The organism is Herbaspirillum sp. 1173 (assembly GCF_031455335.1).
GTDB lineage: Bacteria > Pseudomonadota > Gammaproteobacteria > Burkholderiales > Burkholderiaceae_D > Herbaspirillum > Herbaspirillum huttiense.
Map to the genome: position 1 here is coordinate 269,733 of NZ_JAVDSP010000004.1, position 14,211 is coordinate 283,943.

At 63.3% G+C, this 14,211-nt stretch carries 15 protein-coding genes; 12 read left to right on the plus strand and 3 right to left on the minus strand.

Going from position 1 to position 14,211, the window contains the following annotated elements:
* The first annotated feature begins 23 nt into the window (after positions 1-23).
* Complete coding sequence (locus J2X56_RS15915) at positions 24-890, plus strand: amidohydrolase (RefSeq protein ID WP_121044349.1); 867 nt, start codon at positions 24-26, stop codon at positions 888-890.
* A gap of 54 nt (positions 891-944) precedes the next feature.
* On the opposite strand, the gene J2X56_RS15920 is transcribed toward J2X56_RS15915, so the two are convergent.
* The gene (locus tag J2X56_RS15920) at positions 945-1,553 is read right to left on the minus strand and encodes a TetR/AcrR family transcriptional regulator (protein WP_121044346.1); all 609 of its coding nucleotides are present in this window, start codon (positions 1,551-1,553) and stop codon (positions 945-947) included.
* A 224-nt stretch (positions 1,554-1,777) separates the two neighbouring features.
* Between J2X56_RS15920 and J2X56_RS15925 the strand changes: the two genes are divergently transcribed.
* Genes J2X56_RS15925 through J2X56_RS15950 form a run of 6 tightly spaced genes read left to right on the plus strand, consistent with a single transcriptional unit; the run spans position 1,778 to position 7,002 of the window.
* On the plus strand, positions 1,778-3,088 hold the full coding sequence (locus tag J2X56_RS15925; protein WP_204724965.1) for an NAD(P)/FAD-dependent oxidoreductase: 1,311 nt from the start codon (positions 1,778-1,780) through the stop codon (positions 3,086-3,088).
* A complete protein-coding gene (locus tag J2X56_RS15930; protein ID WP_209567811.1) occupies positions 3,085-3,939 on the plus strand; it encodes a DUF1365 domain-containing protein in 855 nt (284 codons plus the stop codon). Before J2X56_RS15925 ends, J2X56_RS15930 begins: the two co-directional genes overlap by 4 nt.
* Entirely contained in the window at positions 3,936-5,147 is a 1,212-nt protein-coding gene (locus tag J2X56_RS15935) for a cyclopropane-fatty-acyl-phospholipid synthase family protein (RefSeq protein WP_209567809.1), read from the plus strand. The genes J2X56_RS15930 and J2X56_RS15935 overlap by 4 nt, the downstream gene beginning before the upstream one ends.
* 3 nt (positions 5,148-5,150) lie before the next feature.
* Complete coding sequence (locus J2X56_RS15940; RefSeq protein ID WP_121044334.1) at positions 5,151-5,720, plus strand: DUF3833 domain-containing protein; 570 nt, start codon at positions 5,151-5,153, stop codon at positions 5,718-5,720.
* Positions 5,717-6,577 carry an SDR family NAD(P)-dependent oxidoreductase gene (locus tag J2X56_RS15945; protein WP_034340269.1) on the plus strand — a complete coding sequence of 287 codons (861 nt, stop codon included), beginning with the start codon at positions 5,717-5,719 and terminating at the stop codon, positions 6,575-6,577. Before J2X56_RS15940 ends, J2X56_RS15945 begins: the two co-directional genes overlap by 4 nt.
* 2 nt (positions 6,578-6,579) lie before the next feature.
* Complete coding sequence (locus J2X56_RS15950; protein WP_039789077.1) at positions 6,580-7,002, plus strand: nuclear transport factor 2 family protein; 423 nt, start codon at positions 6,580-6,582, stop codon at positions 7,000-7,002.
* Positions 7,003-7,166: 164 nt separating this feature from the next.
* Here the strand turns inward: J2X56_RS15950 and J2X56_RS15955 are convergent, their stop codons facing one another.
* Both J2X56_RS15955 and J2X56_RS15960 read right to left on the minus strand, forming a co-directional pair.
* Positions 7,167-7,748, minus strand: coding sequence for a hypothetical protein (locus tag J2X56_RS15955; protein ID WP_209567807.1), 582 nt, complete (start codon positions 7,746-7,748; stop codon positions 7,167-7,169).
* A gap of 57 nt (positions 7,749-7,805) precedes the next feature.
* Positions 7,806-8,522 (minus strand): MgtC/SapB family protein, encoded by a 717-nt coding sequence (locus J2X56_RS15960; protein ID WP_121044325.1) that lies wholly within the window; start codon positions 8,520-8,522, stop codon positions 7,806-7,808.
* A 216-nt stretch (positions 8,523-8,738) separates the two neighbouring features.
* Between J2X56_RS15960 and J2X56_RS15965 the strand changes: the two genes are divergently transcribed.
* The 5 genes from J2X56_RS15965 (at position 8,739) to J2X56_RS15985 (ending at position 14,194) form a co-directional block, all read left to right on the plus strand.
* Positions 8,739-9,440 carry an SDR family oxidoreductase gene (locus J2X56_RS15965; RefSeq protein WP_310160849.1) on the plus strand — a complete coding sequence of 234 codons (702 nt, stop codon included), beginning with the start codon at positions 8,739-8,741 and terminating at the stop codon, positions 9,438-9,440.
* Between the two features lie 228 nt (positions 9,441-9,668).
* The gene (locus J2X56_RS15970; RefSeq protein ID WP_034340275.1) at positions 9,669-10,553 is read left to right on the plus strand and encodes an AraC family transcriptional regulator; all 885 of its coding nucleotides are present in this window, start codon (positions 9,669-9,671) and stop codon (positions 10,551-10,553) included.
* Between the two features lie 183 nt (positions 10,554-10,736).
* A complete protein-coding gene (locus tag J2X56_RS15975) occupies positions 10,737-11,657 on the plus strand; it encodes an ABC transporter substrate-binding protein (protein WP_134221530.1) in 921 nt (306 codons plus the stop codon).
* 58 nt (positions 11,658-11,715) lie between these two features.
* Positions 11,716-13,218: a sugar ABC transporter ATP-binding protein gene (locus J2X56_RS15980; protein WP_121044319.1), complete on the plus strand. Its 1,503-nt coding sequence runs from the start codon at positions 11,716-11,718 to the stop codon at positions 13,216-13,218.
* The gene (locus J2X56_RS15985) at positions 13,184-14,194 is read left to right on the plus strand and encodes an ABC transporter permease (protein ID WP_375163941.1); all 1,011 of its coding nucleotides are present in this window, start codon (positions 13,184-13,186) and stop codon (positions 14,192-14,194) included. The genes J2X56_RS15980 and J2X56_RS15985 overlap by 35 nt, the downstream gene beginning before the upstream one ends.
* Positions 14,195-14,211: the final 17 nt, after the last annotated feature.

Below are 14,211 nucleotides of genomic sequence, written 5' to 3' on the forward strand. Positions count from 1 at the left end.
CTCCTCCCTCCCGAGACCGCGCCATGAAACCCCTTCGCATCGACGCCCATCAGCATTTCTGGCGCTATCGCGCCGACGACTATCCCTGGATCGGCAAGGGCATGGAGCTGCTGGCCTGTGATCGTCTGCCAGGGCAGCTGCATCCGGTGCTGGATGCCGAAGGGCTGCATGCCTCCATTGCGGTGCAGGCCCGCGTGGGACGTGAAGAAACCGGTTTCCTGCTGGACCTGGCGCGCGCTGATCGCCGCATCGCCGGCGTGGTGGGCTGGGAGGATCTGTCTTCGCCGCACCTGGCTGCCAACGTCGCGCAATGGGGACGGGACAAGCTGGTCGGCTTCCGTCATCAGATCCAGGATGAAGCCGACGTCACGGCCTTCGTCGAGGCCCCCGCCTTCAATGCCGGCATCAAGTGGCTGCAGCAGCAGGGCCTGGTGTATGACGTGCTGATCTACGCCAGGCAGATGGCCGAGGTGCAGGCCTTCTGTGCACGCCATGACCGCCACTGGCTGGTGCTGGATCACCTGGGCAAGCCGGCCCTCGTGGATTTCGGGCGAAGTGAAGCTTCCTTCAATGGATGGAAGCGCCAGCTGCGCGCACTGGCCGCCATGCCGCATGTGGCCTGCAAGTTGTCGGGGCTGGTCACCGAGGCGGATTGGCTGCGCGGATTGCGACAGAAGGATTACGACAATATTGCCCTGTGCCTGGATACGGCGCTGGAAGCCTTCGGGCCGCAGCGCCTGATGTTTGGCTCGGACTGGCCGGTGTGTCTGCTGGCTGCGTCCTATGCGACGGTGGCGGGCGTGGTCCGCGAGTGGGCGGCCACGCGCCTGTCGGCAGCGGAACAAGAGCAGCTATGGGGCGGGACCGCAGCGCGCTGCTACGGTTTGTAATACAGCAGAGCAGAAGAGGGCGGGTACCGCTGCTGGCCGCGGCGTGCCTGCCCTTTACTTCGTGAAGCCGTTGAAGGCCACGTGCAGCATGTATTTCACGATCTCGTCGCTGCTCATCTTGCTGAACTTCTGCAGGTAATCCACGGCCGGGTCACAGGTGCGGGCGTAGTAGCTGTACAACACCACATCACTGGGCAGGGCGGCATCGATCTCGCCGTTTTTCTGCGCCTCCTTCACCAGCTTTTCCAGTTGCCCGTTCAGCTTGAGCACGCGCATGACGTATTTCACGTTGCGCATGAGCATCTCGCGCACATGCGCGCTGGTCGAGGGCAGGAAGGGCAGACCCCCCTCCAGGCGCACCCGCAGCGCCCATTCCAGCATCGCTTCGAGCTTGCCGCGCGGGCTGGGAATCGGCTCCAGCTGCGCCAGCTGGTCGATCGCCCCGTCGACGAGACGGATCATGGTCTCGCCGATCAGCTCTTCCTTGGACTTGAAATGCTTGTACAGGCTGGGCTTGGAGATGCCCACTGCACCGGCCACGTCGTCCATGGTCATCAGGTCATAGCCCTTGCTGCCCAGTACGGACGTGGCGGCATCCAGGATGGCGTTCTCCCGTAATTTGTAGGCTTGGTCCTTGAAGCTCAGTTTGCCGAAAATACTCATTGGTAGCTTAAGTTACTAATTAGTAGATTTTATTTTTCTTTGGTAGTAATCTTAGCACCTAAATCAAGGATGAGAAGCAAATAAGCGGCGCAAGCGGCCAAAAAGGTCCGCGGCAAGCGCCGCCCCGGTCACCAAAGCAGCACGGGCCAGCAGGGCAGGGAAACATTCCCATGGACTGGCAACGGCAGAACTTCAATAACAAAGACATAGGCGGGCAAGTTTTCATGAATCCAAACGCAGCAGCCATCGAGCAGGGCACGGGACAGCGCATCGCCGTCATCGGGGCCGGTATTTCCGGCCTGGCGAGCGCCTACCTGCTGGCGCGCAAGCATCAGGTCGTGCTGTTCGAGTCCGCCCCGACGCTGGGCGGCCATGCCAATACCGTGGAGATCGCGCCGGAGGGCGTCCCCTTCCCGGTCGATACCGGGTTCCTGGTCTTCAATGACTGGACCTATCCCAACCTGATCGCGCTGTTCGAGGAGCTGAAGGTCGAGACCTACGATACCGACATGTCCTTCGGCGTCTCGATGGATGAAGGCAGTTTCGAATGGGCCGGCACCAATCTGGATACCGTCTTCGCCCAGCGCAAGCGGCTGCTGCAGCCGTCCTTCCTGGGCATGTTGCGTGACATCCTGCGCTTCAATCGTAGCGCGCACGCCAACCTTGCTGCCTGCGAGGGGCGTCCGGTGACCTTGCGGCAGTTGCTGGAAGAGGGCGGCTATGGCGTCCTGTTCGGTGATGCCTATCTGATCCCGATGGCGGCGGCGATCTGGTCCAGCTCGCCCTCGGACATTCTCGATTTCCCGGCGGCGACCTTCCTGCGCTTCTGCATCAATCACGGCCTGCTGCAGGTCAACAACCGTCCGCGCTGGCGCACCGTGCGCGGCGGTTCGCGCGAATACGTGCGCCGCATCGCCGCCACCCTTGACGATGTGCGCCTGGGCAGCCGCCTCATCAGCGTTACCCGCAACGAGCAGGGCGTGCTGGTGCGCAGTGGCGGTGCCGAGCCGCGCGAGGAACAGTTCGACGCGGTAGTCTTCGCCACCCACGCACCGCAGACCCTGGCGCTGCTGCAGGACGCCACCATCGAAGAACATCAGGTGCTGTCGGCCGTGCGTTATCAGGCCAATACCGCCTGGCTGCACAGCGACGTCTCGCTCATGCCGCAACTGGACAAGGTCTGGTCGGCCTGGAATTACCTTGGTTCGCGCCACAGCGATGGCAGCCGCGCGGTGTGCGTGAGCTACTGGCTCAACCGCCTGCAGGATCTGCCCTGCAAGACCGACATCGTGCTCACCCTGAATCCGCCCCAGCCACCCAACCCGGCGACGGTGATGGGGCGTTTCGATTACGAGCATCCGGTCTTCGACCAGCCCGCCATCGATGCCCAGCGCCGCCTGCCGGAGATCCAGGGCAAGCATCGTGCGTGGTTCGCCGGTGCGTGGACCGGTTACGGCTTCCATGAAGATGGCCTGAAATCCGCTCTGCGCGTGATCCGGGACTTCGGCGTGACGCCGGATTGGGCTGTGCTATGAGCACTTCGCTGACCTCCCGCACCGACGCGCCCGCGCTGTTGTTGAGCGGGCAGGTGATGCATCAGCGTTTGCGTCCGGTGCTGCACAAGTTCGTCTATCCGGTGTTCTGCGTGCGCCTCGATCTGGCGCGCCTCAACGAAGCGGGCAATGCCTGGTTCGGCGTGGATCGCCGCCGCCTGATGTGCGTGCGCACGCGCGACTATGGTCCGCGCGATGGCAGCGATCTCGCCAGCTGGGTGCGCGGTCATCTGCAACAGGCCGGGCTGCCGCACGATGGCGCGATCTGGCTGCAGACCTTTCCGAGGCTGTTCGGCTTCGTCTTCAATCCGGTCAGCTTCTTCCTGTGCCATGACCGTGAAGGTCAGCTGCGGGCGGTGCTGGCCGAGGTCAACAACACCTTTGGCGAGACCCAGCACTACCTGCTGTCGGCCCCCGGACAGGGCGTCATCGACGAGCACACGCGGCTGGTCTGCAACAAGCTCATGCATGTATCGCCCTTCTGCGAGGTGAGCGGTTTCTATCGTTTCCGCTTTCGCGACCAGGCACGGCATGAGGACGCGGGCGGGAATACCGCCTTCGTCGGCATCGACTATTACGACCACGGCCATCCGTCGGAAGTGGCGCAGGGTTTGCAACCCCTGATGCGCACCTCGGTCGGCGGCCATCTGCATCCCCTGACCGCGGCCACGGCCTTCGGCGCGCTGTGTGCGCAGCCGTTCCTGACGCTGGGCGTGGTCGTCCGTATCCACTGGCAGGCCTTGCTGTTGTGGCGCAAGCGCGTGCCCTGGTTCAGCAAGCCCGAGCGCGTCGCAGCCGCAGGTACTTCTTCTGGAAAGGAAACCCTATCGTGAACCGTATCCCCGCATTGCAGACCACCGGCCGCCGTGCCGGCCCGATTTCGGCCCGCCTGTTCCTGGCGATGCTGGAGCGCCTCAGCCACGGCCACCTGGAACTGATCACACCGCACGGCACCACGCTGACCTTCGGCGATCTGCGCCAGCCGCCCAGCGCGCAACTGCGCATCCTCGACTGGCGCGCCTGCGCTGCCATCCTGCGCGCCGGTGACATCGGTTTCGGCGAAGCCTACGGCAATGGCTGGGTGGAAACGCCCGACCTGGCCGCGCTGCTGCGCCTGGCCATGCGCAACCGTGCGATGCTCGCCAGCGCGGTCGAAGGCGGACGCCTGGCCTCGCTGTGGTACCGCCTGCGCCACCTGCTGCGCTCCAACACACGCAGCGGCAGCCGTCGCAACATCCATGCGCATTACGACCTGGGCAATGATTTCTATCGCCTGTGGCTGGACCCGACCATGACCTATTCGTCGGCCATCTTCACCGAGCCCTGCCAGAGCCTGGCCTCGGCGCAGGCCGCCAAGTATCAGCGCATCGTTGACCAGCTTGGCTTGCAGGCGGGCGATCGCGTGCTGGAAATCGGCTGCGGCTGGGGCGGCTTTGCCGAACATGCGGCGCGCCTGGGCATCCGTGTGCATGGCGTGACGATCTCGCCGTCGCAGCTGGCTTTTGGCCAGGAGCGCATGCGCCACCAGCAGCTCGATCATCTGGCGCATCTGGAACTGTGCGACTACCGCGATCTGGATGGGAAATACGATGCCATCGTGTCCATCGAAATGTTCGAAGCCGTCGGCGAGCGTTTCTGGCAGACGTATTTCGATACCGTGTCGGCCCGCCTGAAACCCGGTGGCCGTGCGCTGATCCAGTCGATCACCATCGATGAAGCGGTGTTCGAACGCTATCGCGACAGCGCCGACTTCATCCGCGAATTCATCTTCCCTGGCGGCATGCTGCCCAGCCATGAGCGCTTCTCGCGCTGCGCGCTGCGCGCCGGCCTGACCACGCGTGACCGCTTCCATTTCGGACGTGATTACGCCGAGACCCTGCGCCGCTGGAACGACGCCTTCCAGGCCCAGCGCGAGACCATCGCCGCGCAAGGTTTCGATGAGCGTTTCCGCCGCCTGTGGCAGCTGTATTACGTGTTCTGCGAAGTGGGCTTCGATGAAGGCCAGACCGATGTGGTGCAGTTCCTCTTGCAAAAGGAGTGAGTCATGAATGCCAAGCTGATGCGCACGGGCCTGCCCGCGCGGCTGTGGAAGGGGATCGCGCTGGCGCTGCTGGCGCTGGTGCTCGGTGGCTGCGCCTCGCAGCAGATATCGGACTACGCCGCCAAGACGCCGGTGTTCGATCCGGCGGTGTTCTTCAAGGGCCGCACTGAGGCCTGGGGCATGTTCCAGAAGCGCGGTGGCGAAGTGGCGCGGCGTTTCCATGTGGTCGTGACCGGTACCGTGGACGGCAACACGCTGACGCTGGACGAGCGTTTCCGCTATGACGACGGCGAGACCCAGACCCGCGTCTGGACCTTGGTGCGCCAGCCCGACAACAGCTGGCGCGGCCGTGCCGGTGACGTCATCGGCGAGGCCATCGGTCACACCGCCGGCAATGCCTTGCACTGGAATTACACGCTGCTGCTGCCGGTCAATGACAAGCAATACGAAGTCCAGATGGATGACTGGATGTACCAGATGGATGAACGCACCCTCATCAACCGCACCAGCATGAGCAAGTTTGGTGTGGAAGTGGGCCAGGTCACGTTGTTCTTCCGCAAGGAGGGTGTATGAATACCCAGTCCAAGCCCCTGCCCAAGGAGGCTGCCGGAGCCGCCGGCGAGCGTGCTCCGATCTCGCGCCCCGCCGTGTTGTTCGGCCCGATGAACCAGCCGGTCAGTGACCTGCGCGGCCTGCGCATCTGGCTGGTCGGTGCCTCCAGCGGCATTGGTGCCGAACTGGCGCGCCAGGCGCTGCAGGCAGGTGCCCGCGTGGCCTTGTCGGCGCGCCGTGCGGACGTATTGCAGGAGGTCGCGGCAGCCCACAAGAATGCCTTCATCGCGCCGCTGGATGTGCTTTGCCACGATGCCTGGCGCGACCAGCATGCGCGCATCGTTGAGGCCTTCGGCGGTGTTGACCTGCTGGTGTTCTGCGCGGCCAAGTATCGCCCGGAGCGCACATGGGAGGTTCAGGAGGAGGAAGCCGAGCACACCTTGCGCACCAACGTCGCCAGTGTGTATTCGGCGCTGGGTGCGGCGCTGCCCGACATGCTGGCACGTGGCAGCGGCGGCATCGCGCTGGTGGCCAGCGTGGCCGGCTATGTGGGGCTGCCGGGAGCGACCGTGTATGGTCCAGGAAAAGCGGCGCTGATCAATCTTGCGGAAATTCTTTATAGCGATTTGCGGCCCAAGGGATTGAACGTGTATCTGGTCAATCCGGGCTTCGTGAAGACCGACCTGACCGACAAGAACGACTTCCCCATGCCGGCCATCCAGACGCCGCAGCAGGCGGCCACCGCCATCTGGCGCGGAATCTCCGAAGGCCGCTTCGAGATCCACTTCCCACGGCGCTTCACGGCCTGGCTGAAGATACTGCGCCTGCTGCCGTTCCGGCTGCGCTTCATGCTGTTCCAGCGCTTCATGCTGAGCTGACCATGCAGCATCTTGACCGCTTGCTGGACTGGTATGGCGCGCTGGATCGCAGCAGCCTGGAACGGATTGGGGAATTTTATTCGCCGGAGGCTCTGTTCAAGGATCCTTTCAATGACATCAAGGGCCTGCGATCCATCCGCGCCATCTTTGCGCACATGTTCGAGACCACGGAGGATCCGCGCTTCGTGATTCTGGAACGCATGGGGCAGGGTGAGCAGGCCTTTGCCACCTGGCGTTTCGAGTTTCGGCTGAAGGGCCGCTTCTACACGGTGCTGGGGGCGACGCATTTCCGCTTCGATGCGGCGGGCCTGGTGACCGAGCATCGCGATTACTGGGATGCGGCTGAAGAGCTGTGGCAGAAATTGCCGGTCATTGGCGGGCCGGTGAAGTGGTTGCGGGGGAAGTTCAGGGCGACCACTTATTGATGGCGCGTCTGGTCTGTTCTGCCCGGAGCTGGCAACTTCTCAATGCCCCGTGTGTGGAAATTAATTCCACAATGCCGCCTGTCGATTCGCGTACCGGGTGCCAGTCAGGAACGGAATCAAGCGACTGACTGCAGGTCCGACTCTAAGGGCCATGCCGGATGCACCTACTGCGCGCTCTGCGGCAACTGCCGCAAGGCTTGCAATGAGGGCATCGCATTCCACGCCATCAAGGCCGCTTCCTGCTGCGGCCCATTGGCTTGCAACCATTGCGCCATGTCGTTGCCAGCCTGCTGCCCATAGATCCGATGTGAATGAATGAGGATGAAACCCGTCCCCTCCACCAGCACGAAGCGCGCGAAGACTGCCTCCAGAAAACCCGGATTGCCCAGCACTGCTGCGATGTAGTGTTCGGCGGGCCGGGTGTCGGAGCGGGGCAGCGAATTGATGCGGACCACCTTGCCCGCCGCCTGGTAGCGCTTGAGCACGAGGTTGGCAAGCTGCGCCAGTTTGTCGCCGTCGGTGGCCTGCTCGACGACATTGATGGTGACCATGTCGGTCCAGTGGTTCAAGTCCGTTTCCGCAGGTGGCGTAAATTCGTTCTGGCCATTCTTTGACCAGCGATGCACGTAGTTGACGTTGTCGAACGTCAATGCCTCAGCGCCGGCGGCCAGCGCCAGTGCAGGAATCAGGGTCAGGATCGCGGCGATGTTGCGCAGCGGGCGTAGCAGGAAAGTGGTTTGAGGCATGGCGAACTCCTTGTTCTTGCAGGAGGGAATTATAAGTTGACCGCCGCGCACTTGCCGTCAATCCGTCGTGCTCGGCGTCCAGAACGCCTGCTTCACGGCAGGCAAGGCCAGCAGACGTTCCACCAGCGCATCGAGTTCATCGCCATCCACGGAGGTCGCCGCCAGGGTGGCTTCGATTTCCACTTCATCCTCCGTAAAGGGCCGCACATCCAGTCCATGCGTAGGATGGCGGCTCTGTTCCAGCATGTCGGTGACGGCCATGAGCACGCGCTTCTGGTGCGCGCTTTCCACGATCAGGTGGATGGTGTTGGTCACTTCCACCGAAGGCACATCCAGCGGCTTGCGGTTGATGGTGTTGACCACCGGGCGCAGCAGGGTATTGGCGGCCAGCACGAAGATGGTGGCCAGGATCGCTTCCAGGATCAGGTCGGCCCCCGCCGCTGCTCCCACTGCGGCCGAGCCCCACAAGGTGGCCGCAGTATTGATGCCGCGCACATTGCCTTCCTCGCGCATGATCGCGCCCGCGCCAAGGAAGCCCACGCCCGAAACCACATAAGCCACCACATGCACCGCCCCTTCGTGACCGCCCATGCGATTGGCCATGTCGACGAAGACCGCCGCGCCCAGGGCCACCAGCACATTGGTGCGCAGGCCGGCAGTGCGTTGCCGGTACTGGCGTTCCAGCCCGATCAGGCCACCCAGGATGAAGGCGGCGGTGAGGCTGATCGAGGTATCGAGCAGGGATTCGAGATTGATGTTGGCGATGATTTGCATGGGACTTCCGGTACGTTCATGAGGCCGCACGAGGGCCGGGCTGCGCAATGGTGCGCGATGATGCCCCAGAAATGCAACAGGGACATGACAAATTCCGGATCATCCATTGCGCTTCTCGTCCCCTGCACGCGGCATCGACACGAACTACAATCGCCAATCCCGTGCGAGAGGTCGAATTTTCCGCGCGGCAAGATCACTTATCCACAAGGAGTTTCCATGAGCAGCAAAGTAGCCCTGATCACCGCCGCCGGCAGCGGCATGGGTGCCGCCGCCGCGCGCCGCCTGGCGGCCGATGGCTTCCAGGTCGGCATCCTGTCTTCCTCCGGCCGTGGCGAGGCGCTGGCCGCCGAGCTGGGCGGCATCGGCGTGACCGGCTCGAACCAGTCTGTGGACGACCTGCAGGCACTGGTCGACCAGGCCGTGGCCCGCTGGGGCCGCGTGGATGTGCTGGTCAACAGCGCCGGCCATGGTCCGCGCGCTCCCATCCTCGACATCACCGACGAAGACTGGCATCGCGGCATGGATACCTACCTGCTCAACGTCGTCCGTCCCACGCGCCTGGTGACGCCGCTGATGCAGGCGCAGGGTGGCGGGGCCATCATCAACATCTCGTCGGCCTGGGCCTTCGAACCCTCCGACATGTTCCCGACCTCGGCCGTATTTCGTGCCGGGCTGGCCGCGTTCACCAAGCTCTTCGCCGACAAGTACGCGCCGGAAAACATCCGCATCAACAACGTCCTGCCGGGCTGGATCGACAGCCTGCCACAACGTGAGGAACGCCGCGCCGGCGTGCCCATGCAGCGCTATGGCACCAGCGAGGAAGTGGCCGCGACCATCGCTTTCCTGGCTTCCTCCGGTGCGGGCTACATCACCGGCCAGAACATCAAGGTCGATGGCGGATTGATGCGTTCGGTGTAATACAGCCATCCCGACCGACACGACGGCCCTGCTTTGCAGGGCCGTTTTGCTGCGCGGCATCGTATTTCATTCTCCACCCCTTCTTGCGCAAAAAAGTATCAGTCCTTCCGCGCTGGTGATGTAGAAGCCGCAGCCAGAGGGGCACTAAGATGCAGCACATGATGAAAACTGACAACAGCGATTTGTCAGTTTCAATAAGGAAAATGCTCTCGATTGAGAGGAGACACGATGCAGCCCGACCTGGAACTGGTCCATATCCGCAAGGGCGAATCCTTTGCGGCATGGATGCACGGCTACCCCTTCCGTACCGTGCGCTGGCACTACCATCCGGAGTACGAGATCCACCTCGTGGTGGCGACCTCGGGACGTTTCTACGTCGGTGACCACATCGGCGACTTCGCGCCGGGCCAGCTCGTGATGACCGGCCCCAATCTTCCGCAGAACTGGATTTCCGACATCGGCCGCGATGAGGTGGTCCCCGTGCGCTCGCTGGTGATCCAGTTCCCCGAGCAGCTGGTGGATCAATGCGCCGCCAGCATCCCCGAGATGGAAGCCATCATGCCGCTGCTCGAACGCAGCCATCGCGGCCTGCTGTTCGATGCCGCCACCAGCGACACGGTGCGCCCGCTGATGCAGCGTCTGATCGACCAGCGCGGCTTGAAGCGCCTCGCCCTGTTCTGGGAAATCCTCGACGTACTGGCCAATTCGCCCGAGCCGGAAGTGCTGGCCAGTCTTTCCTACAAGCTCGACCTGTCGGGCGTGAACAGCAGCGGGCTCAACCGCGCCATCGCCTATCTGCGCGAACACCTCACCGATGACATCGGCGAACAGGACCTGGCCGACATGGTGGGGCAGAACCTGAGCACCTTCTCGCGCGCCTTCAAGCGCCACACGGGAACCACGCTGGTGCGCTACAAGAACCAGTTGCGCGTGGACCTGGCCTGTCTCGCGCTGCTCAACAATCCGGAAGCACGCATCACCGACATCTGCTACGAGACCGGGTTTTCCAATCTCTCCAATTTCAACCGCCACTTCCAGAAGATCAAGGGCATGTCGCCTTCGGAGTTTCGCAATACCTTTGCCAGCAACGGCCTCTTTGCCGCGACCGGGTAGCGTCGGACGCACGCCGTAAATCACTTAAATCATTTAAATCATTTAAAAATTTCCTCGCCAGGGAAAAACGCATTCAGGAAAGCCCCCGCTTTCCGGAACAGGACAGGTGTTGCCTGTCACTTCGCAACGAGCATGCCGGGTAATCCCGTCATCAAGCACACACCAACAACAATGGAGACTGCAATGAAGAAAGCACTGACCGCACTGGCCTTGTCCACCGCCACGCTGGTGGCATTCACCGCACCGGCGAGCGCCCAGGAACTGTCCAAGCTCAAGATCGGCATGAGCTTCCAGGAAATGAACAACCCGTATTTCGTCTCGATGAAAAAGGCCCTCGATGATGCGGCCAAGTCCTTCGGTGCCAAGGTCATCGTCACCGATGCTGCCCATAACGTGGCCAAGCAGATCGCCGACATCGAAGACATGCTGCAGCAGAACATCGACATCCTGCTCATCAACCCGACCGACTCCGCCGGCGTGGAAGCCGCAGTCAAAGCCGCCAAGGCGCGCAACGTGATCGTGGTGGCGGTCGATGCCAATGCCGCCGGTCCGGTGGACATGTTCGTCGGTTCCAAGAACAAGGATGCCGGCTACCAGTCCTGCCGCGCACTGGCCGATGCCATCGGTGGCAAGGGCGAAGTGGCGATCCTCGACGGCATTCCCGTGGTGCCGATCCTGCAGCGCGTGGAAGGCTGCAAGCAGGCCCTCGGTGAATACAAGGACATCAAGCTGGTGGCTACCCAGAACGGCCGCCAGGACCGCTCGGTGGCGCTGGGCGTGGTGGAAAATATGATCCAGTCGCGTCCCAACCTGAAGGGCATCTTCTCGGTCAATGACGGCGGTGCGATGGGCGCGCTGGCCGCCATCCAGGGCAGCGGCAAGGACATCAAGCTGACCTCGGTGGACGGTGCGCCGGAAGCCGTCAAGGCCATTGCCGATGGCGGCCCCTTCATCGAGACCACCGCGCAATTCCCGCGTGACCAGGTGCGCGTGGGACTGGCCATGGCGCTGGCCAAAAAGTGGGGCGCACGCGTGGTGCCCAAGGAAGTGCCCATCGACGTCATGCCGGTGACCAAGAAGAACGCGGCCGGCTTCAGCTGGTAAGCCGCTGGCGCGGCGGCCTTCGTCCGTCGCGCCTTCCTTTCCCTTGATGGAGGCAGCCATGCTCCAACTGACTGGTATCAAGAAAAACTTCGGCCCGGTGACGGTGCTGCGCGGCGTCGACCTGCAGGTGCGCGCCGGTGAAGTGCACGCCCTGCTGGGCGAGAACGGCGCGGGCAAGTCCACGCTGATGAAGATCCTGTGCGGCATCGTCACACCCGATGCGGGCGAGATCCGCATCGATGGACAGGCCTGCCGTTTTGCCAGCTATCACGAGGCCATCGCCGCCGGTGTCGGCGTGGTGTTCCAGGAATTCTCGCTGATCCCTTATCTGGATGCGGTGGACAACATGTTCCTGGCACGCGAGTTGCGCAGTCCGTTCGGCCTGCTGCAGCGTGCCGCCATGAAGCGCCGCGCGGCGCAGATCATCGCACAGCTGGGCGTGGAAATTCCGCTGGACGTACCGGTATGCAAGCTCTCGGTGGCGCAGCAGCAGTTCGTCGAGATCGCCAAAGCGCTGGCGCTTGATGCCCGCATCCTGGTGCTGGACGAACCGACCGCGACCCTCACGCCCGGTGAGGTCGAGCACCTGTTCAAGGTGATGCGCGGCCTGCGTGAGCAGGGCGTGGCGATCATCTTCATCTCGCACCACCTGGAAGAAATCTTCGAGATCTGCGACCGCATTACCGTGCTGCGCGATGGTGCGTACATCGGCAGCTGTGCCGTGAGTGAAGTGGACCAGGCGCGTCTGGTGGAGATGATGGTGGGGCGGCGCATCGAGAACTGCTTCCCGCCCAAGGCGACGGCCGTCCCTGCAAGCGACGTGGTGCTGGAAGTGCAGGCCTTGCAGCTCAAGCGCAATGGCCCGGTGTCACGTTTCCAGTTGCGGCGCGGCGAGATCCTGGGCTTTGCCGGCCTGGTCGGCTCGGGCCGCACCGAGACCGTGCTGGCCATGCTGGGCGCGCATCCGGCGGTGCAATGCAAGCTCTCCATGCACGGTGTGCCGCTGCGCTTTGCCGATCCGGCACAAGCTCTGCAAGCAGGCATCGGCCTGCTGCCGGAAAGCCGCAAGGAGCAGGGACTCATCACCAGCTTCCCCATCCTGCACAACATCTCGCTGAACAATTACGGCAAGTATCGCTTCGGCGGCCTGTTCCTAGATCGCCGCCGCGAAGCCGAAGCGACCCGCATCGCCATGCAGCGCGTGCGCGTGAAGGCGCCGGATGCGCATGCGCGGGTCGATACGCTGTCCGGCGGCAACCAGCAGAAGGTGGTGATCGCGCGCTGGATCAATCACAACATGCAGGTGCTGATTTTCGATGAACCCACACGCGGCATCGATGTAGGTGCCAAGGCCGAGATTTATCAGCTCATGCGCGAATTCACCGCGCAGGGCTATTCCATCATCATGATTTCTTCCGAGTTGCCGGAGGTGGTCGGCATGTCCGACCGGGTCTGCGTCTTCAAGGGCGGCGGCATCGTTGCCACCGTCGAAGGGGATGCCGTGACCGCCGAAGAAATCATGACCCATGCCACCACCGGGAGACTCCACCATGCAGCATGAAGCCAATACCCTGGGCAGCGCCCCCGTGCGCGCCTCATCGCAGGCGCGCTGGCGCGCCCTGATCCATTCACCGCTGGCACTGCCGCTGGCCGGGCTGGTCGTGGTCTCGCTCCTGATGGGGCTGGCCTCGGACAATTTCTTCACCGTCTCCAACTGGCTCAACGTGCTGCGCCAGGTGTCCATCGTCGGCATCCTCGCCGTGGGCATGACCTTCGTCATCCTCACCGGCGGCATCGATCTGTCGGTCGGTGCGGCCATGGCATTGGCCGGTACCTTGTCGGCCGGGCTGATCGTCAACAGCGGCCTGCCCGCGCCGGTCGCGCTGCTGGCCGGCATCGCACTGGCCGTAGGCATCGGCCTGCTCAACGGCGCACTGGTGGCCTGGGGCCGCATGCCGGCCATCATCGTCACGCTGGCCACCATGGGCGTGGCGCGCGGGGTCGGGCTGATCTACTCGGGCGGCTATCCGATCTCGGGTTTGCCGGGCTGGATCTCGTGGTTCGGCGTGGGCCGCATCGGCATGATCCCGGTGCCGGTGATCCTGATGCTGGTGGTCTATGCACTGGCCTGGGTGCTGCTGCAGCGTACGCCCTTCGGCCGCCATGTCTATGCCATCGGCGGCAACGAGATGGCGGCGCGTCTGTCGGGCGTGAAGACCACGCGCATCAAGCTGGCGGTGTACGCGATTTCCGGTTTCACCTCGGGCCTGGCCGCGATCATTTTGACGGGCCGCCTGATGTCGGGCCAGCCCAATGCGGGCGTGGGTTTTGAACTGGATGCGATTGCTGCCGTGGTGCTGGGTGGCACCGCCATCGCCGGTGGGCGCGGGCTGGTTGTGGGCACGCTCATCGGCGCGGTGCTGCTGGGCATCCTCAACAATGGCCTGAACCTGATGGGCATCAATCCCTACCTGCAGGACATCATTCGCGGCGTGATCATCCTGCTGGCCATCTATATCGCACGGGAATGGCGCTGAGCATTTCCATTCCTTTT

Excerpts from the sequence above, each read along its gene's own strand:
- J2X56_RS15915 (WP_121044349.1), top strand. The coding sequence starts at position 24 with ATGAAACCCCTTCGCATCGACGCCCATCAGCATTTCTGGCGCTATCGC.
- J2X56_RS15920 (WP_121044346.1), bottom strand. The coding sequence starts at position 1,553 with ATGAGTATTTTCGGCAAACTGAGCTTCAAGGACCAAGCCTACAAATTA.
- J2X56_RS15925 (WP_204724965.1), top strand. The coding sequence starts at position 1,778 with ATGAATCCAAACGCAGCAGCCATCGAGCAGGGCACGGGACAGCGCATC.
- J2X56_RS15930 (WP_209567811.1), top strand. The coding sequence starts at position 3,085 with ATGAGCACTTCGCTGACCTCCCGCACCGACGCGCCCGCGCTGTTGTTG.
- J2X56_RS15940 (WP_121044334.1), top strand. The coding sequence starts at position 5,151 with ATGAATGCCAAGCTGATGCGCACGGGCCTGCCCGCGCGGCTGTGGAAG.
- J2X56_RS15945 (WP_034340269.1), top strand. The coding sequence starts at position 5,717 with ATGAATACCCAGTCCAAGCCCCTGCCCAAGGAGGCTGCCGGAGCCGCC.
- J2X56_RS15950 (WP_039789077.1), top strand. The coding sequence starts at position 6,580 with ATGCAGCATCTTGACCGCTTGCTGGACTGGTATGGCGCGCTGGATCGC.
- J2X56_RS15955 (WP_209567807.1), bottom strand. The coding sequence starts at position 7,748 with ATGCCTCAAACCACTTTCCTGCTACGCCCGCTGCGCAACATCGCCGCG.
- J2X56_RS15960 (WP_121044325.1), bottom strand. The coding sequence starts at position 8,522 with ATGCAAATCATCGCCAACATCAATCTCGAATCCCTGCTCGATACCTCG.
- J2X56_RS15965 (WP_310160849.1), top strand. The coding sequence starts at position 8,739 with ATGAGCAGCAAAGTAGCCCTGATCACCGCCGCCGGCAGCGGCATGGGT.
- J2X56_RS15970 (WP_034340275.1), top strand. The coding sequence starts at position 9,669 with ATGCAGCCCGACCTGGAACTGGTCCATATCCGCAAGGGCGAATCCTTT.
- J2X56_RS15975 (WP_134221530.1), top strand. The coding sequence starts at position 10,737 with ATGAAGAAAGCACTGACCGCACTGGCCTTGTCCACCGCCACGCTGGTG.
- J2X56_RS15980 (WP_121044319.1), top strand. The coding sequence starts at position 11,716 with ATGCTCCAACTGACTGGTATCAAGAAAAACTTCGGCCCGGTGACGGTG.
- J2X56_RS15985 (WP_375163941.1), top strand. The coding sequence starts at position 13,184 with ATGCCACCACCGGGAGACTCCACCATGCAGCATGAAGCCAATACCCTG.